Here is a 22,925-nt window from a genome sequence, read left to right as displayed (position 1 = left end):
GTTGCTAACCTATTCAATTATGATTATGCGGAATCTGGGATTGTGACGAACAGGGTTTATTGTGATGCTTTTCTTGCTATTTTTCATGCTCAACTCAAACGTCAGAATCATGAGAATCGCAAAAATCTTTGTGTTGGCTTCCTTTATTATTTGCTGCACTAATGCATGTTCTTCTTCAGGCCAGAAGTCTGCTGGTAGCGCTGATGAAGAAGAACAAGGAGCAGAGACTGTTAAAGATATATCTGAGCTTTCCCTTCTGGATATAGATCAAATAATCTTCAGGGAAGATGATGGAACTAGAAAGGAATGGCACGGAGATTATTTGCCCAATACACTAAGCGACTTGATCGATATGAGCTCCTCGGGTCCCTGTGGCGAAGATGACTGCGGCAAAAAACTCACCATGACCAACAAGGGAGACAAAACCATGGGTGTGGTTACTAAACTGGCATTCAGTATAAAGGGAGAGGCAGGGCAAATGGCACGTGAATATCTCATCGGGCCAGGAGAAACATTAACCATTGGCTGCTCACATTTGTGTTATCATGGAGAATCAGTATTGTTCGAGCGCTCTATAGTAGGTTCCTGGTATGCAGAAGAATGATTGACTGGGGTGGTTATTTGTTTAACAGCTGATTGATTATCTCTTGTGTTGTTTTACTTGAAAGCCGCAAAGAATTACCCGATCTGAAAACTTTGGCCTCTTTATCCAAAAGGGTGTAAGAAGGAAACCCGGTAATTTCCAAAAGTTGTTCAAAAAAGGCCGCCTGCTCATCATCCAGAAAGTAATGTTGGCCTCCTAGTTTTCTTTCCTCAATTATTTTCTCCCAACTATTTCTTTTAGATCTGAGACATAGGTATACAAAAGCAATGTCATCTTCTTTGTAGCTTTCCATTATACCATTAGAGAATCGAAATTCAGCAATACAAGGAGGACACCAAGTGGCCCATGAGTCTATGAATATGATTTTCCCCTTATTCTTTTCAAGTATCTCAGACCAGATCTTTTTTCCGGAAGCTTCTCCTATTGCGTCAACTTGAGACAAATCTGATTTACTGACCGGAGTTGTTACCCTTTCATATCTTTCATGAATTGGTTCAAGCAGAAAGTCTTCTTTAATGATCGATTCAATGCTATTTATATTGTCTTTATAAAAACTTGAGTCGTAGCGTGCTAAAGTTGTATGTACAAATTCATTAGCGGTTAGCTGTTTAAGGAGACCCTTTTCAGGTGACCATGCAATTATGCTATTGAAAATCAGAGAGTCTGGGTTGGCTTTTGCGGTAGAATCAGAGACCTGCCAGGCCCTGCTCCAAATATACGTGTACAGAAAGCTGTTAATCAGCCACCGCGTATCAGAATAAATTAAGTCCTGTTTGGTAATCGGCTCATAATTAAGTACTGCTTCTTTATAATGGCTATCAACTTGCCATGAGTCATCTAATTCATTGAATCTTTTATGCAGTCTGGGATAATTTATAAGAGACATGAACATACTAACCTTAAGGCTGGATTTAATCCATTGCCTGACCTGAGGAGAGGTAGTCGGGTTTTTCTCCAGATAGTCTTCTATTGAATGTTGTCTGGAAACCTTTAAACTATCGTGAAAGCTGATGTATTCTAAGAGGTTTAAATCTTTAATCTGCTGATTGACAAAACCCGGATCTTCTTCTGTTTCGAAGGAATGCTTTAGGTACTGACTAAACTGTTGATTGACTTTAGCTCCGCTTCCATTGAACTTAACCGTTTCAAAGATTTTCAGTCTGTCGCTCAGCTTCCCATCAAACTCTACATAAAGACTATCCCCGGGGTTAATGAGAATCCTAAAATTAGTTCGGTAAGATATCATTACATCTTGCGCATAACGTCTTTCCAGCTTGACTTTGAAGTATCCCTCCGAATCAATTTTGGCTGGATAGCTCACCTGATTCGCTATACCATTATCATTGACAATTACGTTTACAATACTTTTATTCTCATGACTATCATAGTTGATCACTTTTCCCGTAATGGTCACTGTGCTACTCTTTTCTTCTTGTCTTGAAGCACAGGAGGTCAATAAATAAATGACCAGCATAATAAAGAATGAGTGTTTGGTAGGCATTGATCTCGGGATTGAAATGTTGGCAATTGATTCTGCTCTTCTTATGTATCGGTTGATATGAAAGAACCTGGAACCTGATGACATAAATGAATTTAAGCCTCCAATGACTTACCCAAAAACTGTTTGGGGTAAACAGCATGATAAGGGATGAAATGATCATTCCATTCCCTTATCTCATACTAACTGCTAAACAACTTAATGAATATTACCTGCAGGTATACTCATCTGATATTACCATGTGCTGTCTTTGAATTTTGAGCTATTAAAGATTTTCATGTCCAATTTTTTAGCTATGCTCATTTCATAGTATTCCTCTTTCATTACCATTTGATTGTTGCGGTAGAAAACAACTTCAGGGGCAATCCAGGCCTTGCCTAGTTTTTCATACTTATTGAACTCAGTTACTGATTCAGAACCATCAGGGTTGATCGATTTAGACTTAGTGAAGAGTAGTCTTTCTTTTTCTATCCAGGCCTGTTTCGATGATGGGTCTCCTATGATGTAATATTGATCGGTTTCAGTGAGGGAAGAAAAGTCATAGCCGGCCTCTTCGAGCCTGGCAATAGATTTTTCGGGAGAGTCGGCATATACTGTAAAGCCGAGTACCAGTATATCATGCACTCTTCTCATACTATTGGCCATGACACCATTCCGGAAAACCTGCATGCTGTCATTTTTGAAAATCATGCCATTCCCAGAGTCGAGCGACTCGAACTTAATAATTAAGGCTTCGGGTATTTTCATGGCCTCAAACCAGGTCTCTTCCCTTTGAAGCTCTTCATTGGAATAGAATGAGGTTTTTTGCACAAAGGTTAAGTTGGTGTACCATTGACCTTTATACTTGTTGTACATGGCTTCAATAACCTCCTTTGCAGAGGTGTTTTGTGCCAATACCTGCTGGATTGAACCAATGAGGAGTATGGCCAATAAGAATCTCTTCATCATAAGAATGAATGGTTATAGTTTAATGCTCTGAATTGTAGCTCACCTTTCTGCCGTCAAAGTACAGCTTGGTCAGTACCTTGCTGCTATCTGACTGATCGAATCTGACCCTAAAGCGAGCTTCTCTTGAGCTTTCCAGCTCAAAAAGTTGGTCTTTTATCCGTACCAGTGTATAACTGAATCCGCTGGCATCTGTATATACCAGATCCTGATGAACCATGCTAATTGCTATAGAGCCATAGTGGCCTGTGAAACTATTCAGGTTCTGGGCATTGTCAATATTCCATTCTTGCTTAATTCCAGACAATAACCACTCTTTCATAGGCTGACCGTGAATGGAACCCACCATCTGCATGTGAGCTTCATCTAGAGTATTTTTGGTTTTAACATCAGGTTGAACACCTGAATTTTCCAGACCATTTTCATCGAATGGATTGACTTGTCGGCCTTTGGATAACAACAGGTAATATTTACCCGAAGCTACTGGATAATATCCAGCCAGATTGACTAGGCCCATCGAGGACTGTCCATACACCTTTCCTAGTTTGAGGTTCTGGACAGCAAAAGCAAAAAGCTCTGATACCGAAGCCGTCTTTTCATCGATCAGGACCGACAAGGGTTTTCCAACCTGTTTTTCACCTTTTACCTTTTTGTGCGTTTCATAATCATATGTCTTGTCTTCTTTAGGCACATAGAACCGATCATAGACCATTGAACCTTCAATAAAGTAACCCAGAATTTCAGCAACGGTGGAGGGGTGTCCACCACGATTGCCTCTAATGTCTATGATTAAGCCATCGCTATCTTTTAAGAAGGCCATTGCAGAAGCAATGTCAGAGTAGACCTGTTCATCGGGATTGGGAAAATTGGTGATTTTTAAGTACCCGATATTTCCGTCAAGAAGTTTGATAGACTTAATAAATTTCTGTTTCCATGGAAGTGAAGGGCCGGCATTAGCCTCAATCAGCTGAATATGCCTGTCGTTGTGTATGGCATGCATGTCTATATTAATCTGAGCAAGAAGAGCCTCTTCTTCCATGAGTGCATACTCGCCTATGTTTGACCGGAGGGCCTCTGCAATTTCTTTCGCCTTATCTTCATTGACATAGTTCTGCTCAATGGTTTGGGCAATTTGTTGAACTACAAAGGCAATCTGTTCCGATTTGCTCTGTGCGAATGAGCTGAAAGCATTTAAAATGAGACAAAGTATAATGGTCTTTTTGAGCATAGCTTAATATGAAATAAGTTCAATTGAATTATTCTCCAGGTTCAGCTTATGGAGTTGAAACCCTTCGGCTCTGTTAGAAGAGAAAATAATAAAGTCAGATCCTGGGGAGAGCGATGGCATATAGTCAGTGAATTCCGAACGAGTCAGATTCCTCAATTGACGTCCATCAATAGATGCCATATAAATATCTGATGAACCCGTTGCCGCTGATTCAAAAACAATGTTCTTTTCATCTTTGGATATGCTGAGGTTTTTAACTCCACCGATTTTATACAGCTGTTTGAATGAGTTTCCTGTTTTTAGGTAAATGCCTTCTTTGCCTTCATCACTAACCGATATAATGGTGTAATTATCGCTTTTCGCTACCCAGTACTGCTGAAATTCAGTGACTATCTCTCGCTGATTACCCAGGTTGATGTCTGATGAGGTGTAAAATTTGAAGCCATCGGAGCGGGAAGCCCATAGTATGGAACTTCCTGATTCTCCGAGCCCAAATTGCATTCCTTCTTTTTGAGTTCTGACGATCTCCCTGGTCTGAAGATTAATTGAGGCTACATCCATGGTACCCATCCCTTCACCTTGTGAGAAATAAATTTGATCACCTTTGGCTGACCAGACAGGACCAATACTCCAGAGGTTCGATTTGGTGATCTGCTCCTTGTGACTACCGTCCAGGTTAATGATAAAGATTTGAGGTACATTATCTATGTAGCTGTAAAAAGCTATTCTCTTGCCATCTGGAGAAACTGACGGTGAGAAGTCTTTTTGGGCAACGGAATACATTGATATAACCATTGCTAAACCGGCTAAAACTGACCTCATTTGTTTGTTGCTTAGGCTGCAATACTACATCTGAGGCTTAAACTACATGCAAGTGATGTGATAAGTAGATAGAAAAGGGGTAAAGCGTTAGACCACTCCTATATTCGTTCAACCTGGATAAATTGCAACATTAACTACATCTGAAGGTTATATCTGTATGAGATTTTCAGCTCGATTTTTAACCATCTGCCTTTTAGGGCTAAGTACTTTTTTAATGATTTCTTGTGGCAGCGATGATGCTGATCCATCTGGAGGAGGAAACTCTAACCTGAACCTCGGTCCTGTCGGCTCTTCTGCCAATGATCTGTTATCCTCAACCAATTACCGCTTCTTGCAGGTAGAGATTCAATATGCCGAAGGGTTTGCACCACCTCAGGAAAGTATCAATTACCTGCAGAACTTTATGAACAGCAGGTTGAACAAACCGGCAGGTATTACGCTTAGTGTGTCACAAACCAGTGCCCCGGGACAAGCCTCTTATACCCTGGAGGAATTGAGAAACATAGAAGACGAATCAAGGACGACTTTTACTGAAGACGGCAAACTGGCCATCTATTTCTACTTTGCCGATGGCAATTATGATGAAAATGAAAATGTATTGGGTATTGCACATCGCAATACTTCTATGGTGCTTTTTCAAAAAAGAATTGAAGAGTTATCAGGAGGAGTCGGACAGGTTTCTACCGAGCTTTTAACCTCATCTGTTTTGGTACATGAGCTGGGCCATATCCTCGGCCTGGTTAATAATGGTTCAGAAATGCAGACACCGCATCAGGATGAGGCCAATGGAGCACATTGCGATAATGAAGAATGCCTGATGTATTTCTCCGTTGAAAGTGCTTCTGGAATTAGCGACCTGCTGGGAATGAGCAGCCCACCATCCCTCGATGCGAATTGCCTCTCGGATTTAGCGGCTAATGGTGGTAAATAGTTGATTGATTAATTTGAAAATTTGGTGATGAGCTGATTTGAAAATGTGAGTTTCTTTAAATCAACAATACCACAGTACCAAATACAAACGCAATCAAACTAAAGATAACTATCAAGGGTCTATGTCGAGCTGAACTATCAAAGATGTCCCTTCTCAGAAATCCATTGCCAATTACTAAAAAGGAATCCAAGATCAGTACATAGCCTAAAAGCTTGTAACTGAGTTCAGCGGTTAACATCGTTCCAAGAATAAAAGCTCCAATGCACAAGCCAACTGCTCTGGCTTTCACTCCGTGATTAAGACCGAATTCAAGCTCCATTAAACTGACTTTCCATATATACAGGTAAGTAGAGATCAAGATTATCCCACAGCCAAGAAGAGCCAGTATTTTTTGAATCAAAACACAAAGAGTTTATGGTTAATCAGAATCATCTACAAATTAGCCAATTGCCAGTTCTCCAATCTGCTTGAATCTTTTGAATACCTCTTCAGTATGCGGTGCATCTGGTAATTCATCAGTTAAATCCTGGCCGGCCCAGTGCTCATAATGCTTTCCGGTTTTCCAAAGTCTGGAATTAGTGACATCGTAGATTTTGCCTTCGTAGGCCACCCACACTTCTTCCCTGTCTTGCCCGTTCCTTAATGCCAGTTGTGCTTTGGTGTAGGTCTTAAGACTGCTCACGTGTGGTGTAGTAAGTGTGATCTCTCAGAATGGTGTACAGAAATTGTGTCGGGCGGAGTTCCGACTCTATTTCCAGTTTTTCTTTTACCTTTTCTGTCATGAGCATGACGGGTTTGGAGTTAGTATGATCAGCCTGCATTCTTAAAGCTTCTTTGATCAGGTTAATTTCCTGGTCAGTCAAAATCTTTACTTCAGGGAATACCGGCTCATAGTCTTCCTCCATTTTTTCTACAAGCTGTAAACGGCTCACTTTTTCCGTCTTTCTCAATTTCACTACAGTGGTACCGGCAGCCAAATCACCCAGGCGCTGACCGTTTTCAGTCAGGGCAATGCAAATAATGGCAATGGCTCCACTCAGCCAAACATCGATTGGCCTTAGAATCCAGCGTAGAATATATCCGCCAATGGTGGGGGAGCTGCCATCCAATCGCACAACTCTCAGTCCCATGGCTTGCTTGCCAATAGAGCGACCGTTGTTCAGGATTTCCATATACAGATCATAGAAGAATGCGGGAAAATAGAGCAGAATATTCATCCATACACTATCGAACCAGCCGACAATGTCCATTACATAATTAACCCCAATACTATATAGGGTAATGATAGCTGCGTCAATCAAAAAGGCCAATATCCTATTACCTACCCCGGCTTTGTCGTGTTCAATGGTTACATTCTGGGCGGTCTGGATACTGATTTGCATAGCGCGTAGACGATGACTTCGGATTCAATTTTATGGTTCTGTAATAATAGCAAGAAATTTTACTTACCACAGATGTAGAACTGATGTAAAACCACAATCTTTTTCGAATGGCTTTGTATATTGGATGCTCTACTTTAAAAATAAATCCATGCGTGAGTCTGCTTTTGTAAAGCGGAATGTGAAAAAGTGGGAGGAGTTTGAAAAGCTGCTTCTCAATCCAAATGCTGAGCCGGACAAGCTTTCTGAATTATTCATTCAGGTGACAGACGATTTAGCCTTTGCACGCACGCAATATCCGGAAAGCAGAACCTACATCTACCTGAATGATCTGGCCTCCAAAATTCATGGCAAGATCTACAAGAACAAAGCAGAAGACCGAAAGCGTTTTATCGAATTCTGGAAATTCGAAGTGCCTCTGATCATGTATCATGCACGATTTAAACTGCTTTATGCATTTATCATCTTCGCTATATCTATTGCCATAGGTGTGGTTTCTCAGCAGGCAGATCCTGACTTTGTGAGGACAATTCTGGGGGATGGCTATGTGAACATGACGCTTGAGAACATAGAAGAAGGAGATGTATTGGCTGTTTATGGCAGGGAGGATGAGATGGATTCCTTCTTCGGAATAACCTTCAATAATGTCCGTGTTTCCTTTTTTGCTTTTGCTGCCGGATTAATACTGTCTTTGGGAACGGGTTTCCTCTTATTCCAGAATGGGGTAATGGTTGGTTGTTTCTTTACTTTTCTATCCCAGCAGGGATTTATGGGAGAAGCTTTTAAAGTAGTAATGCTGCATGGTACCCTGGAGCTGTCGGCAATAGTGATAGCTGGAGCGGCCGGTTTTGTCATGGGAAATAGTATACTCTTTCCGGGTACCTATTCGCGAATGGCTTCGTTTAAAAAGGGTGCTATCCGGGGATTGAAAATCGTCATGGGTTTAATGCCTGTCTTTATCATGGCCGGGTTTATTGAAGGCTTTTTCACGAGATATACTTCTATGCCCTGGGTGATCAGCGGAACCATCATTTTAGGTTCAGCACTCTTTATTATCTACTACTATATTCTTTATCCAATTAAAATAGCCAATGAGCGCCAAAAGATTATTTGAATTAAGGAGAACAAGAAGCTTCGGCCAGAAACTGGAAGGCACTTTTGAGTTCATCAGACTTAATGTAAAACCACTGTTCAAGAGTCTGTTATTTTTCAGTGGACCATTTGCATTGGTAGGCACCTTTTTGGTCTCAAATATTTTCACCGCTTCCTTCGCTGCCGGGATCAATGCCAATGCGGGTGTAGACTCCAGCATGAATGAGGTCATGTCTATCGGTATGTCGGCACTCGGCTTTATGTTTATGATGGCCTTTGCCGGTGCTATGATCATTTCTACTATTTATGCCTGCGTTCGCTGTTATGAGCAAAATGGTAGTGCTGATTATACTACTCAGGATGTATGGGCGAGAGTCAAAAAAGTTTACTGGAGCATTTTCGGAACAACTTTTCTTTATGGAATCATCTTTTTCATTCTCTATCTGGTGATCATGATTCCGATGGCATTGTTGACGGTAATCCTTTCATTCCTGACTATTCCTTTGGTTTATATCTTCATTGGTTTTTACATGACAGTGATGTTCACAGCATTGCCCGTACAAATTTTTGAAGGAGTAGGTATAGGGACAGCACTCAATAAGTCATTCAGGTTATTGAAGGGACACTGGTGGTCTTCCCTCGGGCTGCTTATTCTACTTATGCTCATCTATAATGTGGTGATTATGGTCTTTGCCATACCATTCTATGTGAGCCTTTTTGCCAATTACTTTACCACTACCGGCACAGACCTGATGGAAGAAACACCAACCTATGTCATCTTGCTGAATTATCTTTTTGGAATCATCTTTCTGTTGGGTTCTTTCATCACCTATAGCGTTCCGCTGGTGGGTCTGACTATTCAATACTTCAGTCTTTCTGAGGAAAAGGATGCCACGGCATTGATGAGAAAGATTGATGCCTTTGGTACGGAGTCTACAGATAACGAAGAGGAGGAAGAGTACCATTAATCGCCTGCTGATCATATTAGTCATATTCATGATGGCCTGGCCCCTGAGTCCGGCCCTATCAGCTGTGCCTGTGCAGGAGCCTCAAACCTCTGAAGTACGTCAGCTCGATGAGGCCAAAATTAAGGAGCTTAAGGAGAGTGGAGATTTTGATTATGTAGAGTCTAAGAATGCTCCGCCATCTCTGATGCAACGCTTTCTGAACTTCCTCAACAGATTGATCAGTTCCTTATTTCAGGCTACCGGTAGTCCGGTAGGTAAACTGTTCATGTATGTCTTCCTCTTTGCCCTTTTGCTGATTGCCATTATCAACATATTCAAAATCAAAGTCAGAGATGTTTTCTATGGTACTTCTGATAAAGGCAAGTCAGATTTTGAGTTTCTGGAAGAAAATATTCACGACCTCGATTTCAATCAGCTATTGGAAGATGCCCTGAAAAAGCAAGACTATCGCCTGGCCGTCAGGCTGGAATATCTCAAAACACTGAGGGCCATGAATGAGGCTAACCTTATTGAGTGGCAACCTGGAAAGACCAACTATGAATACCTCTATGAGCTGAACCAGGAGACGCTGCGTACCCAATTCAAAGACCTTTGTTATTACTTCGATTATGGTTGGTATGGAGACTTTGTGATCGACAAGCCACTGTATGAGAAGGCGCATCTGATTGCTAAGAAACTGATTGAAAAGGTCACCAGAGAGGAGGTTGCGGCATGAAGGGCGAGAGAAAATACTATGCGATCATCATACTGGTGTTTTTGGTGCTTTTTCTCATTCAGCAGAGTCAGCGCCCGCCAACCAGTTATGACCATACCTTTTCGCATAAAGACAAGAACCCTTATGGTGGCTATGTTTTAAAGGAGCTACTTCCCGATTTTATGGGCGTAGACGAAATTGAGTCACTCAATCTCACACTTTATGAAATCCAGGAAGAGGAATTGTCTTCCAAAAACCTCATCATTTTCGCGGATCAGGTTTATTTGCCTCTTGAAGATACGGAGGTATTATTAGAGGCGGTCAATGAGGGGATGACTGCATTTATTTCGGCTGCTTATATGGGTGGACCACTGGCAGATACCCTCCGTTTCGAAATAGAAACTAACGATTTTCAGTATGTCCTCACGGCAGATCAGGATACTGTAAATGCCAAAATCGGTCGTGATAGTTACAGGTTTAAGCGAGATGCCATCAGATCGAACTTTACGGGCCTGGATAGCCTGGAACATGAAGTATTAGCAATCAATCAGGACGATGAGCCTGTCGCCATCAGTGTGCCTTATGGTGAGGGTAAAATTATTTTTTCCACAACTCCACTGGCTTTCACGAACAACTATCTCTTCTTCGAAGATAACGCACAGTTTGCTTCAACGCTTCTAAGTCAACTGCCTCAGAGAGAAACCATTTGGAGCGAATATTATCAATTGGGAAGGCTGGAATATCAGACTCCCATGAGAGTTATACTGACGACTTCGTCACTCAAGTTTGCCTATTTTGTTGCCATCATTTCGCTCTTTCTGTTTATGATTTTCGAAGCCAAGCGCAAGCAAAGGATCATCCCGATAATTGAGCCACTGAGAAATACCTCACTTGAGTTTGTTAAAACTATCGGTAACCTCTATTTGAAAAGTGGTAACCATAAAGACATTGCTGAGAAGAAAATACAGTATTTCATGGAATTCATCCGAACGAAGTACTATCTCAATTTCCAGCAAATGGATAAAGACTTCTTTGAGAAGCTCAGTGCAAAATCAGGAAAAGACATTGTCGAACTGAAGAAACTGTTCGACCTCATAGAAAAAGTGAGACAACAGCCAACGGTAACAGCCGAGCAACTGAAATATTTGAACACCCAACTCGAAAATATTTATGGAACAAATTGAAGATCAACCGGAATTTGAGTCAAGGTTAAACCTAAGTGAACTCGAGGCCAAGTTACAGGCCATGAGGCAGGAAATTGGAAAAGTGCTTGTTGGCCAGCAGGAGCTGGTAGATATGCTACTCGTCAGTATTTTGTCGAATGGTCATGTGCTATTGGAAGGGGTGCCCGGAGTGGCCAAGACATTGTCGGCCAAATTATTGGCAAAGGTCATAAAAGCGGATTTTTCAAGGATACAGTTCACTCCTGATCTCATGCCATCGGATGTTTTGGGAACTTCTGTTTTCAATCAGAAAAATGCAGACTTCGAATTCAAAGCAGGGCCGATATTCTCCAACATTGTGCTCATCGATGAGATCAACAGGGCGCCTGCCAAAACACAGGCAGCTTTGTTTGAAGTGATGGAGGAGAGGCAGGTTACTGTTGATGGGGAAACCCGAAAAATGACAGAGCCTTATTTTGTCATAGCTACTCAAAACCCAATCGAACAAGAAGGTACTTACCGTCTTCCTGAAGCTCAGCTGGACAGGTTCTTATTCAAGCTTAATGTCGATTATCCTTCGGTTGAGCAGGAAGTTGACATCCTGCTGAATCATCATGAACAAAGAGTGGCAGTAGACCTAAGCCAGATAGAGGCTGTTTTGAGTGCTGAAGATATTGCCAGCTTCAAAAGCCTGGTTGGGCAGGTACATGTGGAACCGGAAATTTTGAAATACATTGCTGAAATAGTGGCAGCCACCAGAAAGCATGTATCCCTGATACTCGGAGCATCGCCTAGGGCTTCGGTTTCTATTTTGGTTGCTTCAAAGGCATTTGCCGCCATGCATGGCCGCGATTTTATAACTCCTGAGGACATCAAATACATTGCTGTTCCTGTCATGAGACATAGAGTAATTCTGACTCCTGAAAGTGAAATGGAAGGCATTTCATCTGATGAAGTCATTAAGGAAATAGTAGACAAAGTGGAGGTTCCCAGATAGTGAAGATACTCCGGGCCATATATCTGAGTAACCGATTATTTGCTGCCATTGGTGTAGTGGTGGTATGCGCCTTGTTTGGCTACACCTTTGGTGTTTTCGAAAGCCTGGCCAGGGCACTCCTATACCTTTTAGTGAGCCTTGTGCTGATAGATATAATGCTATTGTTCAGGGTGAAAAAGGGGTTGTCCGCTACTCGTTTCACTCCTGAGAAGTTCTCCAATGGCGATCAGAACCCGATCAGGATTTTCATTCAGAATCATTACCAGTTCAAAACGCAATTGAAGGTAATTGATGAGGTGCCTGACCAGTTTCAGATGCGTGAAGCTAACTTTGACATCTCTATAGCGCCTGTAGAATCTAAGGCCATTAATTATGAACTCAGGCCTGTTAAACGTGGAGAATATCATTTCGGAAGAGTGAATATCTTCGCAAGAAGTCCGATTGGCTTTATTTCAAGAAGGTTTCAGTTTGCAGAACCGGTGATGATTCCGGTTTACCCTTCTTATATCCAGATGCGTAAGTACGAACTGCTGGCCATCTCCAATCAGCTTACTTTGCAGGGGGTAAAGAAGATCAGGAGGCTGGGACATAACCAGGAGTTTGAGCAGATTAAGGAATATGTTTCGGGTGATGACTTCAGAACCATTAACTGGAAAGCAACTGCCCGAAAAGGTCAACTGATGGTGAACAACTATCAGGATGAGCGCTCACAGCAAGTCTATTGCCTGATTGATAAGAGCAGAGTAATGCAGATGCCTTTTGAAGGTTTGAGCCTGCTCGATTATGCCATTAATGCCACATTGGCCCTGACCAATATTATCATCAAGAAGGATGATAAGGCGGGAATGATCACCTTTCAACATAAGGTAAGTACAGTAATTCCGGCCAGTAAGCGCAACAAGCAGATGCAGTTGATTCAGGAGTCGCTTTATAATCAGAAAACGGCTTATAAAGAAGCGGATTACTCCAGGCTGTTTGTGGCAGTCAAGCGAAAGCTGACACAGAGAAGTTTGCTGTTGCTTTTCACCAATTTTGAATCAATGGCAGCACTAGAACGGCAATTGCCATACTTCTCCAACCTGGCGAAGAACCATGTGTTGGTAGTTGTCTTCTTTGAAAATACCGAGCTGAAAGAGCTACTGGAAAGTAAACCGAAGTCTGTCAAGGATATCTATTATAAGACTATTGCAGAGAAGTATGCGCATGAGAAGAAACTGATTGTAAAGGAACTACGGAAGTATGGTATCTACTCAGTGCTGACGCCACCACAGAATCTTACGATCAATACCATCAATAAATACCTGGAACTGAAATCCAGAGGAGTGGTATGACAAGGTCATGTCTTATGATATCTTTAGGCTGATATTCCTAAAACCTACTAAAAAACAATACTTCTGAAAACTAAGCGCTTCTTATTTCTTGCAGTGGCACTCATCATATGCATTATGTTGTGGAATGCCTTTAGTCAGAGGGGTGTGGCTGACCTGAATACCAGGTTTAACGAAGTAGCGACATACAGAAATGAGAATAATACCGGACCAGTCAGGAGAGTTTCTGTGGTGACGGTTAGTGATTCTGTCTGGACGGATTTAGAGGCTTACGGCAATTTGCAGCCTTATACCAAGCTGGGAACTACGGAGGTTTTTTATTTTATGGAAGGAAGCGATTATCCTGCAAAGCTCAATAGTTCAGCTCCTTATTTCCCCGAATCCTATAACAGCGCAGTCATTGGAAAGTATGAGAAAAATGCTTCCGGCTTGGTGTCTTTGAAGAAATATCCCTTCCGTTAATCTTCTCTCAAAAAAAGTCTTAAGTTTTTTGGTCACTCTAAATCCTACTGACATAGGGCTGTCACCATTGTGGTTTTCCTTTGAGATGTAAAAACAAACAAAACATCTTAAATCAATTCACATGGAAACCCCAACCACAACTCAACAAGAATTATTCATTTCAACCGAAGCCATGCTTGAGCACTGGCAAGGTCATCGAAATCTGACCAGAAGGGTTATCGAAGCCTTTCCTGAAGACAAACTTTTTAATCACTCTATTGGTGGCATGAGACCTTTTGCTCATATGGCCATGGAGCTCATTGATATCGCCCTGCCTGGAGTTAAAAGTCTGGTATCAGGTCAATGGGAAAATGTTTCGGAGTTTGATCATACCAAGGATATGCCTTCGACTAAGGCCGATCTACTGAAACTTTGGGATAAGACAACCGAAGTGATTAATGAGTATGGCCCGCAGATAACTTCGGAGAGATATCAAAGGGTTGAAGTGGCTTTTGGCCAATATGAAAATCATAACTATTCCACGCTGCTCTATTTTGTGGATAACGAGATTCACCACAGAGGCCAGGCCTATGTTTATCTAAGGTCTTTGGATATTCAGCCTCCGTTCTTCTGGGAAAGGTAAGTATTCAGGGCATTTCACCTGACTACATAAGTTAGTCAGGTGAGGTGCTTTTAACTTAATTAGGGATAACGGGCTGTGTCCAGGCCGTTTCAAAGTCTCCCTCTTCAAAAGGATTTTCCTTCAACCTGGAAGACACAATTTTCACGCGAACAAAGAGTACATCGTCTGGTACTTTAAATTCTATCTCATTGCCATTGTGGATGGCGATAACCTCTGAGTTACTCTTGCCTTTCTTCACTCCAATGATTTCAGACCGATAGGTCACACCTTCTTCACTGGCGATATCTATATCAATGACTCCGTTTTCAACTTCATAGGAACTAAGTGTAACTCCGGTGGAAGCATAGAACTGACCGGCTTCCATAGCCTCAATAAGTGTGGCGGCATCAAGTTGATCCGCATTGACCATTACCCATCCGCGGCCACTATTACTGAACTGTGGTCCGAACTGATGGTAGTAGTGGCTGTCATCAGTGGCAATGCCATACATCAATGGCTGGCCGCGTTCTATGTAGGCCATATTGATCTGATCCCACATTTGTTCTGTACTCATTCGGGCAGAATCGCCATAATTATGAACTGAAGGGTGCCCGTTAAATACCTCAAAGAATCTCTCGCCTCTCAGCGCTTTCATGTCTTCTACTGAAACTGCCCAGCCAAAATTGGGGTGATTGATGTGCGGCATGATTGGAACGCCTGTTGCCTCACGCTGCTCTAGTACAGCATTGATATTGTTTTGAAGCACATCAGAAACAGAATTGCCATGTCGGGGCTCAATTTTTTCCTGCACATTGGTGGCATTCATATGGAGAGGCTTGCCATCATAGCTGTCCGTAATTTCTTCTCCACGGATGATCAGGAATTCCTCATCAAGAAACAGGGGTAGATATTCATCTTCTGTTTTGAGCTTTACTCTGGTGCCACTTGAATCGCTGGTATATTCTACCCAATCTTCTCCATAGGCCTGCAGATAATCATTGAAGGCTTTCTCATAGATATGACTCTTAGGGATTTTCTTCCATTTTTCACCTTGTTGTAAAGTGTTATGGTCAGTCAAACTGAGGAAGTCATAATCATTGGACTTGTACCATTGCAGCACCATTTCAGGAAAGGCGTCTCCATCACTCCAGTAGGTATGCGTGTGTAAATTGCCTTTAAACCATTGTTGTTTCTCTTCATTCTGCTCACAGCTTGCCACTAATAGACAGGATACAAAAAGTAGGGAGAGGTAGACCGGCTTTTTCATAGTTCAATGGTTTGAGAGAAAGCAAGTTCTAAAAAATATTTGAAGAGAATAGGGTATTCAGTGTGAAGCGAGTATTAAGTACAAGTAAATAAATCTCATAGTCGGAAAAGATTTATAAAGCTTAAAAAAACCATTTATTTTAATGACCCAGCAGAAGGCTCTGACACAAACGGTGTAAGAGCCTTTTCGTTTTGCCCCATTTCATCATGGAAATGACTATTTTAGACTAACATTCTATGATGAAGACACTTTTTAAACTTGCCTTACTTTTTTGCATACTGTTGTCTTCACAGGTCCGCGCGCAGAACATTTCCCAACTGCGATCTACGGTTAACTCCGGTTCCAACGATACCCTCAGGCTCAATTCCGCCAAGCAACTTTTCGCTCAATATGTCTATTCCAAAGTGGATTCGGCTATATACTATGCTGAAAAAGTCGTGGAGCTGGGAGAAACCCTGTCCATGCCCAAGCAGGTAAGCAGTGGTATTCAATACCTGGGCATAGCCTATACTATCAAAGGAGATTTTGAAAAAGCTGGTGAATATATGAGGCAGAACCTCAGCTATTATGAAGGGTTGGGTGATTCCCTGAACATGGCTTATACCCTGAACAACATTGGTATGAATTATCTCTATGCCGAGGATTGGGTTACCTCCAGTGAGAATTTTCTTCAGGCAATCAGAATTAAGGAGGCCCTGATTAGAAGTGGTAATTCCACTTCGGCCGATGTAGATTTAGCTTCTACTTTGCTCAATGTTGCTATCACCTATGACAATCAGAGTGATACCACCAATGCAGAAAGGTACTTTACCCTGGCGCTAAATGAGGCCGAGGCTATTAGCGATACTATCAATGTGGCTAAAGCCAAAAACGGATTAGGCAATATTCTAATGGCCAAAAAGCGATACGAACAGGCCTTGCTCTATTTCAGAGCGATAGAGCCAACTTTCGCTGAAATGAACGACTTGTTCTCATTGGGTAAGATTTATAATAACCTGGCACTTGGTTATTCAGAATTACAGAATGCTTCACAGGTGATTGCCTATGCGCTAAAGTCGATAGAAACTAACCGGGAAATTGGAAATGAACTCTCAGAGGGACTAGGTTTTATGTATCTGGGCCTTGGATATGTAAAAGCTGGAAGATTCAATGAAGCGATTAGTACATCGCAGAAATCCTTGGAAATAGGTCAGAAACTGGATTCCAAAACGGTAATTTCCGGCAGCTATAAAAATCTCTATGAAGCCTATTCAGGCCTGGGTAATTATCGGAAGGCCTTTGAGTATTCTGTGCTCTATAATGAAGTTGATAAGGAGCTCTATTCAATCGAAAGAGCGGAGCAAATAGAGGAACTCAGTGCACGCTATGAAGCCGAGAAAAGGGAAACAGAGATAGATCAGTTGAACCAGGAAAAGGAGCTTCAATCCTTATTACTCTCGAAAGCTAACTCTGAAAGAAACCTCTTTCTTGCATTGCTCATCAGTGCTGTTCTTTTTATTCTGCTGGCCTTTTACTTCTACAGAAAAATCGCCCAGAGCAGGGCTCAACTCAGCGAAAAGAACATTGAGCTGGAAAACCTCAACAAGACCAAAGACAGATTCTTCGCTATTGTATCTCATGATTTAAGAGGGCATATCAGCGCATTTCAGGGAACAGGCAGGCTGTTGAAGCATTTTATGGCTAAAAAGGATGAAGCCAAGCTGGAGTCGGTGACCTCTGAGATCGACAACAATGCCAATAATCTCAGTCATTTACTGGATAACCTTCTTCAATGGTCCGTAGATCAGCTGCAGGGATATGATCCTAAACCTGAAGTCATTCAGGTAAAGCCCCTTATTACCGAACTGGCTGAGACCTTTGAACCTCTGGCCAGAGCTAAAGGACTGGAAATAAAGATTGATGTTGAGGAAAATACCAAAGTTAAGGCAGACAGAGGGAGCTTTTATGTAATTCTGCGCAACCTGATGGCCAATGCCATCAAGTTTACTGAATCTGGTTTGGTTTATGTTTTCGGTAAGAAAGAGGGCCATGAGGTAATTATTGGAGTGAATGACACGGGCATTGGAATTCCATCAGCTATGAAAGAAAAGCTATTCGAAATCAGTGAAGAAAAGATCAGGAGGGGGACAAAGAACGAAAAGGGAACCGGCCTGGGACTGAATCTGGCTTTTGAATTTACCAGGATGAATGGAGGGAGAATTGAGGTAGAGTCTGAGGAAGGCGTAGGAACCACCTTTTTAGTATATTTAATTCATGCCTGAGATTCGCGTTTTTGTGGTTGAGGATGAACTCATTCATGCCGAAAATACCAAGTTGAGTATTGAGGAGGCCGGCTTTGTTGTAGCGGGTGAATGCGATCATGGCGACATGGCACTGGAAGAAATACTCAAGTCTTCTCCCGATGTTGTATTGATGGACATTTCTCTACCCGGGAAAAACAATGGGATTACCATAGCTAAAAAACTCTCTGAGCAAAAAGGTCCACCAGTCATATTCACCACCTCTTTCAGGGATTCAGAAACCATGGCTGAGGCCGCTGAAGTTTCTCCGGTTTCCTATCTGGTGAAGCCTGTGCAAACGGATAACCTCAAAGCGGCAGTCACTCTTGCGTTAAGCAAAAGACCAAATGAAGCACCCAAATTTGCCGACAGGTCCAATGATGAATCCGTATTCATCAAATCAGGCAATAAGCTGCAAAAGATATTACTGAAGGATATTCTGTGGATAGAAGCTGCAGGTGACAATTACTGCAAAATAGTAACTCCCGGTCATCAGCTGGTTTCGCGTCACACAGTTAAAGCCATGGTTAACGAGCTGAATTCAGACCTGTTTATTCAAACGCACCGAGCTTATGTGGTCAATCGTTCAAAAATAGACAGCATTCACGAAAAGGAGCAATTAGTGATCATTAATGGTCACGAAATCCCTCTTGGAAGAAGCTACAAAGAAGAACTTTACAGCTCTTTGAAGAGGTATTAGTATCCTCACTTACATCCCCCGGCACATTCGCTTACAGAATTCAGCCATTCACTTACATTTCAAAAATGAGCCTGTCAATAAGCTTCAACTTGGATGCACATTTAAAACCATCCGAATATGAAAAAGCTATTGAATTTAATCATGATTGCAGCCCTGCTCATGTTTTGGGCCTGCAGTGAAAATGCAGATATGGATCCTCAACCAGAAGTTCCTATAAATGAGTTTCCCGAAAACTTCTATGATACTGCATCCCTAACTACAATTCTTAAGACCTTGGGCGACACTATACCGAGTTGGGAAGCACTTGCACGCTTTACTAATGAGGCTGAGTACCTTGAACTTCCGGCCTTTGAAAAACGAGCTCTGGCATGGTTTAACCCGGATGGGGAGGAGAATGAATTTAACAATCCTGAGTATGACTATATCACTAACCTCATCAATTATAACCAGTCATTGATCGATGATTTTGGGTCCAATGAATCAGCTGCTTTGTTTACAAGCGTGCCCCCATATGGCGGGCCTGATGGTGGGGAAATAATAGTCCCTTATCCTTTAGATCATCTGGATAAAAAGCTCAGAGCAACCACAGTGCTGTTTTTAAGAGAGAAAGAAATGGGTTTACCCACAGTCTTCGTCAACTTTTACCCTCCATTCATTGACATGCCTGTTTTTAACTCTAAAAGTGAATTTGAAACCTGGTTTGTAGAGAAATACTTGCCTGAAAAGGAAGCCGAAGCTAAGGCCGCAGAGATGATGAAAGCCGAAAAGTATATTCCATGGCCATTGGAATTTGAGCTCTTCATTACTCAGCTAGGGGGTATCTATGATGATGGTTTTCTTGCCAACGCCCCGGAAGAAGAAATTCTTGAGTTTGCCAATGATTTTAAGAATCGCGTGCTCAGCACAGTTAAAGCTCAATACAATGGAATTGTGGTGGCACACTTATACACCAATTATGAGATCGAAGAAAGAAGGTTTTGGAACAAAATGTCTTATGCCGGATTCGATGAGCTGGAGTTTGCCATCTTTCCTCCATTTGATGTTGCCACTACTAATACTTACATGGATTTTCAGTTAGAGAACTACCAAAAAATTATAGAAAACAGTGGCAATCTCCCATGGGTGGCCTCCGAAGTGAGCGTATTTGAGTGGTATGTTGAAGACGGCAAGTTAGAGGAATACGAAAGGGATATGTATCAAGCCGCATTTAACAAGCTATTAAATGCCTCGAATCCTCCGAGAGGAATTTCTGCGGCAGCCGGTTATATGAAAACGCAAGCAGCTAAAAATTACCTGAAAGAGTTTTTCGATGCTAACTGATCTTTGGTTGCATTGATAGTTGAGGTGTTTGGATTACTAGTAATCTAAACTAAGGCCTCTCCATGGATGGTGGAGGGGCCGACTTTTGCGTTTAGGGAGTTGCTAAAATTAAATCAGTTTGCCCTGGGCTTTGATCCATCGTTCAGGAAAGTCACCATGAGTGGCAGTGGTGTAATCTTCATAGGAGCAGGGTATGTAGGCCCTGTCCATCATCTTGTCGCCATAGTTTACCAGCATCCACCATTTTTCAGAGAGTTTGCTTTTATAGAAGGTCATGGTATCGTCAGTTCCTTCAAAGCTTACGGTGTATTTTGTGTATTGGTCTGAGTTAAATTGTCCTGTATCTTTTCTGTTGTAGTAGCCTTCAATGAAATACCAGACCATGGTGGCCACAACTCCAGCAGTTGAGAAGTGCTGGTCGTCTAAATCAGGGTTATATTCTGCTATACTGACCGAGCTCATTTTTTCATTCATGCCTGCATACCACATCACCTGACAGGCCTCTTCACCTGAAAGCCCGAAGGGTTGGGCATTGGCATTTCCTGTAGCATCAGCAGCCCGGATGGCGGTGATATCAAATGCCATCATGTTAGCCATTCTTACAACCGGTTCAGCATTCTGAAAATTTTCACGTAACTCTCCCAGGCGCAAAGATTCGAAGTAGAGCTTATCCAGAGCAGTCAGTGCACCTGATTCCACGAGATAGCCCTGGTGGCCGAGGTGGTTATAGCTGAACATGAAGTTGGGCTTATGCGTGATAAGCTTGGAGAGAAATGTTTCGTTTGAGTCACCCTGTACTTCAACATCCAGTTTGGCATCAACACTCAGGACAGAAATCAGATCCTTCTTCGATTCATAGGCCAGGTATTGGGCCAGGGCCAGGTCATGCGTTCCCCCGATAATAATCGGAGTTACTTTGGCGGCCATGAGATGTTCACAGACTTCCCTGAGTCTTTCCATCGTATCCTCGTAGGTGTCTCCATTGTGCAGATTACCTAAATCGGCAATTCTATAGGTTCGGTGCCCTTTTTTAAGTTTATAAAGCTTTTTTCTGATCTGGTCTGCTGCGCCATTTACCCCCAGATTTACTGAGGAACCTCTGTTGTCTGTTACTCCTACTATGGCCAGGTTGGTTTTGGTAATGTCGAGACTTTCGTCATTGAGTTGCTTAATGCTGTTGCCAAGTGCAGACTCATGAAGGCCATCGATTTTTTCAGCAGCTTTAAAGAAGAGTTTCAGGTTCATGGGCGTATTTGAAATCCAAAAATAAAGATATAGGATTTCAATGGACAATTATCAATGACTAAACTCTGGGTTTGGTCCACCCATTATGATAATTGGCCATAATGAGTTGATTAGCTTCACTGTCCGATCCAAAGTTTCTTTGTTCATTATTCCAATAGACCTTTCTTCCGGTTTTGAAGGCCACATTACCCATATGGGCATTAATGGCTGCCACACTTCCGGTAAAGGGGGTACAGTTGGCATGGGCAGGATCATTCTTTTGAATGGATTCAATGAAATTGCTCGTATGCAAATCGAGATAGCTGCCAGTAGTTTTTTGTGGAGGAATTTCGGCCATAAGGGTTTTCCTTTCACCATTGACCTGTTTATCTTCTACAATCACTTCGAAGCCCTGACGATTCAGTACCAGGGTTCCGTTATTGCCGATAAAAGCAATGCCTTCGGTGCGGCCATAGTTACCATTATCAATTCCGGTGGCATGTTCCCAAAGCATATTGAAGTTTTCATATTCAAAAACAGCCTGTAGGGTATCAGGGGTTTCAGAAGCATCGTTGGGGTAGGCTAGTTTTCCTCCCGAGGCCATCACCGACTTTGGTGCTCGGGCCTGCATGGCGTAAAGTGCAATGTCTATTTCGTGAACTCCCCAGTCTGTCATGAGTCCTCCGGCATAATCCCAGAACCAGCGAAAGTTGAAGTGAAACCGGTTAGGGTTGAAGGCTCTTTCCGGTGCCGGGCCGAGCCACATTTTGTAGTCAACTCCTTTAGGGGGCTGGCCATCAGGTTGAACAGGTACTGGTTTCATCCAACCCTGATAGGCCCATACTTTCACCAGGCGGATATTGCCCAGCTGTCCGCTTCGCACAATATCGATGGCCTGCGCATAGTGTGTACCACTGCGTTGCCACTGGCCTACCTGAACCACTTGCCGATTATACTTTCTGGCGGCAGCTTCCATGATGTAACATTCTTCTACCGAATTGGCCAGAGGTTTTTCGACATAGACATGTTTGCCTGCCTCCAACGCATCGACCATCATTTTGCAATGCCAGTGATCGGGAGTTCCGATAACCACGGCATCGATGTCTTTATTCTCCAGTAGTTTTCGGTAGTCCTTATAAAGGGTGGGGGTGTTCTCCCTGACTTTTTTGTAATCTTCTTTTCGTCTTGCCAGTACATTGTCATCTACATCGCATAGTCCAACGACCCGCACATTATTCATTTTCAAATGTGACATGATGTTGGACCATCCCATGCCATTGCAGCCAATGACTCCCATATTGACAATGTCGTTTTGTGAGCCCATTTCGGCAGCTGTTATAAAGGAAGGAAGTGTGCTTAAACCTAAAGCAAAGGCAGAGGATGACCTGATGAAATTTCTTCTTGATTGTTCCATGGCGCGTTT

22 protein-coding genes are annotated in these 22,925 nt (G+C 42.4%); 13 read left to right on the top strand and 9 right to left on the bottom strand.

Going from position 1 to position 22,925, the window contains the following annotated elements; all coding sequences use genetic code 11:
• The first annotated feature begins 109 nt into the window (after positions 1–109).
• Positions 110–604, top strand: coding sequence for a hypothetical protein (locus ACOOEY_RS08795; RefSeq protein WP_420388299.1), 495 nt, complete (start codon positions 110–112; stop codon positions 602–604).
• A gap of 13 nt (positions 605–617) precedes the next feature.
• Here ACOOEY_RS08795 and ACOOEY_RS08790 read toward each other — a convergent pair whose 3' ends face one another.
• The 4 genes from ACOOEY_RS08790 to ACOOEY_RS08775 form a co-directional block, all read right to left on the bottom strand.
• On the bottom strand, positions 618–2,105 hold the full coding sequence (locus ACOOEY_RS08790) for a TlpA family protein disulfide reductase (RefSeq protein ID WP_420388298.1): 1,488 nt from the start codon (positions 2,103–2,105) through the stop codon (positions 618–620).
• Positions 2,106–2,336: 231 nt separating this feature from the next.
• Positions 2,337–3,050 (bottom strand): hypothetical protein, encoded by a 714-nt coding sequence (locus ACOOEY_RS08785; protein WP_420388297.1) that lies wholly within the window; start codon positions 3,048–3,050, stop codon positions 2,337–2,339.
• 19 nt (positions 3,051–3,069) lie between these two features.
• Positions 3,070–4,275 (bottom strand): S41 family peptidase, encoded by a 1,206-nt coding sequence (locus ACOOEY_RS08780; protein WP_420388296.1) that lies wholly within the window; start codon positions 4,273–4,275, stop codon positions 3,070–3,072.
• Between the two features lie 3 nt (positions 4,276–4,278).
• Entirely contained in the window at positions 4,279–5,097 is an 819-nt protein-coding gene (locus ACOOEY_RS08775) for a TolB family protein (RefSeq protein ID WP_420388295.1), read from the bottom strand.
• Positions 5,098–5,311: 214 nt separating this feature from the next.
• Between ACOOEY_RS08775 and ACOOEY_RS08770 the strand changes: the two genes are divergently transcribed.
• Positions 5,312–6,028: a peptidase gene (locus ACOOEY_RS08770; protein ID WP_420388294.1), complete on the top strand. Its 717-nt coding sequence runs from the start codon at positions 5,312–5,314 to the stop codon at positions 6,026–6,028.
• A 439-nt stretch (positions 6,029–6,467) separates the two neighbouring features.
• On the opposite strand, the gene ACOOEY_RS08765 is transcribed toward ACOOEY_RS08770, so the two are convergent.
• Both ACOOEY_RS08765 and ACOOEY_RS08760 read right to left on the bottom strand, forming a co-directional pair.
• On the bottom strand, positions 6,468–6,710 hold the full coding sequence (locus ACOOEY_RS08765) for a cytochrome b5 domain-containing protein (protein ID WP_420388293.1): 243 nt from the start codon (positions 6,708–6,710) through the stop codon (positions 6,468–6,470).
• Entirely contained in the window at positions 6,697–7,410 is a 714-nt protein-coding gene (locus ACOOEY_RS08760) for an RDD family protein (protein ID WP_420388292.1), read from the bottom strand. Before ACOOEY_RS08760 ends, ACOOEY_RS08765 begins: the two co-directional genes overlap by 14 nt.
• A gap of 148 nt (positions 7,411–7,558) precedes the next feature.
• Here ACOOEY_RS08760 and ACOOEY_RS08755 point away from each other — a divergent pair, with 148 nt between their 5' ends.
• From ACOOEY_RS08755 to ACOOEY_RS08720, 8 genes are all read left to right on the top strand, one after another.
• Positions 7,559–8,521 carry a stage II sporulation protein M gene (locus ACOOEY_RS08755; RefSeq protein ID WP_420388291.1) on the top strand — a complete coding sequence of 321 codons (963 nt, stop codon included), beginning with the start codon at positions 7,559–7,561 and terminating at the stop codon, positions 8,519–8,521.
• Entirely contained in the window at positions 8,499–9,467 is a 969-nt protein-coding gene (locus tag ACOOEY_RS08750; RefSeq protein ID WP_420388290.1) for a hypothetical protein, read from the top strand. Before ACOOEY_RS08755 ends, ACOOEY_RS08750 begins: the two co-directional genes overlap by 23 nt.
• A 28-nt stretch (positions 9,468–9,495) precedes the next feature.
• Complete coding sequence (locus ACOOEY_RS08745; RefSeq protein ID WP_420388289.1) at positions 9,496–10,182, top strand: hypothetical protein; 687 nt, start codon at positions 9,496–9,498, stop codon at positions 10,180–10,182.
• A complete protein-coding gene (locus tag ACOOEY_RS08740) occupies positions 10,179–11,345 on the top strand; it encodes a DUF4350 domain-containing protein (RefSeq protein ID WP_420388288.1) in 1,167 nt (388 codons plus the stop codon). Before ACOOEY_RS08745 ends, ACOOEY_RS08740 begins: the two co-directional genes overlap by 4 nt.
• A complete protein-coding gene (locus tag ACOOEY_RS08735) occupies positions 11,332–12,321 on the top strand; it encodes an AAA family ATPase (RefSeq protein WP_420388287.1) in 990 nt (329 codons plus the stop codon). The genes ACOOEY_RS08740 and ACOOEY_RS08735 overlap by 14 nt, the downstream gene beginning before the upstream one ends.
• The gene (locus tag ACOOEY_RS08730) at positions 12,321–13,652 is read left to right on the top strand and encodes a DUF58 domain-containing protein (RefSeq protein WP_420388286.1); all 1,332 of its coding nucleotides are present in this window, start codon (positions 12,321–12,323) and stop codon (positions 13,650–13,652) included. Before ACOOEY_RS08735 ends, ACOOEY_RS08730 begins: the two co-directional genes overlap by 1 nt.
• Before the next feature lie 93 nt (positions 13,653–13,745).
• Positions 13,746–14,111: a hypothetical protein gene (locus tag ACOOEY_RS08725; RefSeq protein ID WP_420388285.1), complete on the top strand. Its 366-nt coding sequence runs from the start codon at positions 13,746–13,748 to the stop codon at positions 14,109–14,111.
• A gap of 121 nt (positions 14,112–14,232) precedes the next feature.
• Positions 14,233–14,733, top strand: coding sequence for a DinB family protein (locus ACOOEY_RS08720; RefSeq protein WP_420388284.1), 501 nt, complete (start codon positions 14,233–14,235; stop codon positions 14,731–14,733).
• Between the two features lie 55 nt (positions 14,734–14,788).
• On the opposite strand, the gene ACOOEY_RS08715 is transcribed toward ACOOEY_RS08720, so the two are convergent.
• Complete coding sequence (locus ACOOEY_RS08715; RefSeq protein ID WP_420388283.1) at positions 14,789–15,979, bottom strand: histidinol-phosphatase; 1,191 nt, start codon at positions 15,977–15,979, stop codon at positions 14,789–14,791.
• 236 nt (positions 15,980–16,215) lie between these two features.
• On the opposite strand from ACOOEY_RS08715, the gene ACOOEY_RS08710 reads away from it, so the two are divergent.
• The 3 genes from ACOOEY_RS08710 to ACOOEY_RS08700 all read left to right on the top strand — a co-directional run bounded on the left by ACOOEY_RS08710 (position 16,216) and on the right by ACOOEY_RS08700 (position 20,278).
• On the top strand, positions 16,216–18,240 hold the full coding sequence (locus tag ACOOEY_RS08710; RefSeq protein ID WP_420388282.1) for a tetratricopeptide repeat protein: 2,025 nt from the start codon (positions 16,216–16,218) through the stop codon (positions 18,238–18,240).
• Positions 18,233–18,958: a LytR/AlgR family response regulator transcription factor gene (locus tag ACOOEY_RS08705; RefSeq protein ID WP_420388281.1), complete on the top strand. Its 726-nt coding sequence runs from the start codon at positions 18,233–18,235 to the stop codon at positions 18,956–18,958. The genes ACOOEY_RS08710 and ACOOEY_RS08705 overlap by 8 nt, the downstream gene beginning before the upstream one ends.
• Before the next feature lie 117 nt (positions 18,959–19,075).
• Positions 19,076–20,278 carry a hypothetical protein gene (locus tag ACOOEY_RS08700; RefSeq protein WP_420388280.1) on the top strand — a complete coding sequence of 401 codons (1,203 nt, stop codon included), beginning with the start codon at positions 19,076–19,078 and terminating at the stop codon, positions 20,276–20,278.
• Between the two features lie 108 nt (positions 20,279–20,386).
• Here the strand turns inward: ACOOEY_RS08700 and ACOOEY_RS08695 are convergent, their stop codons facing one another.
• Both ACOOEY_RS08695 and ACOOEY_RS08690 read right to left on the bottom strand, forming a co-directional pair.
• Positions 20,387–21,523 carry a formimidoylglutamase gene (locus tag ACOOEY_RS08695; protein ID WP_420388279.1) on the bottom strand — a complete coding sequence of 379 codons (1,137 nt, stop codon included), beginning with the start codon at positions 21,521–21,523 and terminating at the stop codon, positions 20,387–20,389.
• 58 nt (positions 21,524–21,581) lie between these two features.
• Positions 21,582–22,916 carry a Gfo/Idh/MocA family protein gene (locus tag ACOOEY_RS08690; protein WP_420388278.1) on the bottom strand — a complete coding sequence of 445 codons (1,335 nt, stop codon included), beginning with the start codon at positions 22,914–22,916 and terminating at the stop codon, positions 21,582–21,584.
• Between the last annotated feature and the right edge of the window lie 9 nt (positions 22,917–22,925).

It is taken from the genome of Roseivirga sp. (genome assembly GCF_965216855.1).
In the GTDB taxonomy this organism is placed as follows: Bacteria; Bacteroidota; Bacteroidia; order Cytophagales; family Cyclobacteriaceae; genus Roseivirga.
Note: the sequence above shows the minus strand (reverse complement) of the source record. Positions and strands in the feature narration are given on the sequence as shown.

Coding starts and splice junctions, on each gene's coding strand:
- ACOOEY_RS08795 (WP_420388299.1), top strand. CDS start 110: ATGAGAATCGCAAAAATCTTTGTGTTGGCTTCCTTTATTATTTGCTGC.
- ACOOEY_RS08790 (WP_420388298.1), bottom strand. CDS start 2,105: ATGCCTACCAAACACTCATTCTTTATTATGCTGGTCATTTATTTATTG.
- ACOOEY_RS08785 (WP_420388297.1), bottom strand. CDS start 3,050: ATGATGAAGAGATTCTTATTGGCCATACTCCTCATTGGTTCAATCCAG.
- ACOOEY_RS08780 (WP_420388296.1), bottom strand. CDS start 4,275: ATGCTCAAAAAGACCATTATACTTTGTCTCATTTTAAATGCTTTCAGC.
- ACOOEY_RS08775 (WP_420388295.1), bottom strand. CDS start 5,097: ATGAGGTCAGTTTTAGCCGGTTTAGCAATGGTTATATCAATGTATTCC.
- ACOOEY_RS08770 (WP_420388294.1), top strand. CDS start 5,312: ATGATTTCTTGTGGCAGCGATGATGCTGATCCATCTGGAGGAGGAAAC.
- ACOOEY_RS08760 (WP_420388292.1), bottom strand. CDS start 7,410: ATGCAAATCAGTATCCAGACCGCCCAGAATGTAACCATTGAACACGAC.
- ACOOEY_RS08755 (WP_420388291.1), top strand. CDS start 7,559: ATGCGTGAGTCTGCTTTTGTAAAGCGGAATGTGAAAAAGTGGGAGGAG.
- ACOOEY_RS08750 (WP_420388290.1), top strand. CDS start 8,499: ATGAGCGCCAAAAGATTATTTGAATTAAGGAGAACAAGAAGCTTCGGC.
- ACOOEY_RS08745 (WP_420388289.1), top strand. CDS start 9,496: ATGATGGCCTGGCCCCTGAGTCCGGCCCTATCAGCTGTGCCTGTGCAG.
- ACOOEY_RS08740 (WP_420388288.1), top strand. CDS start 10,179: ATGAAGGGCGAGAGAAAATACTATGCGATCATCATACTGGTGTTTTTG.
- ACOOEY_RS08735 (WP_420388287.1), top strand. CDS start 11,332: ATGGAACAAATTGAAGATCAACCGGAATTTGAGTCAAGGTTAAACCTA.
- ACOOEY_RS08720 (WP_420388284.1), top strand. CDS start 14,233: ATGGAAACCCCAACCACAACTCAACAAGAATTATTCATTTCAACCGAA.
- ACOOEY_RS08715 (WP_420388283.1), bottom strand. CDS start 15,979: ATGAAAAAGCCGGTCTACCTCTCCCTACTTTTTGTATCCTGTCTATTA.
- ACOOEY_RS08710 (WP_420388282.1), top strand. CDS start 16,216: ATGATGAAGACACTTTTTAAACTTGCCTTACTTTTTTGCATACTGTTG.
- ACOOEY_RS08705 (WP_420388281.1), top strand. CDS start 18,233: ATGCCTGAGATTCGCGTTTTTGTGGTTGAGGATGAACTCATTCATGCC.
- ACOOEY_RS08700 (WP_420388280.1), top strand. CDS start 19,076: ATGAAAAAGCTATTGAATTTAATCATGATTGCAGCCCTGCTCATGTTT.
- ACOOEY_RS08695 (WP_420388279.1), bottom strand. CDS start 21,523: ATGAACCTGAAACTCTTCTTTAAAGCTGCTGAAAAAATCGATGGCCTT.
- ACOOEY_RS08690 (WP_420388278.1), bottom strand. CDS start 22,916: ATGGAACAATCAAGAAGAAATTTCATCAGGTCATCCTCTGCCTTTGCT.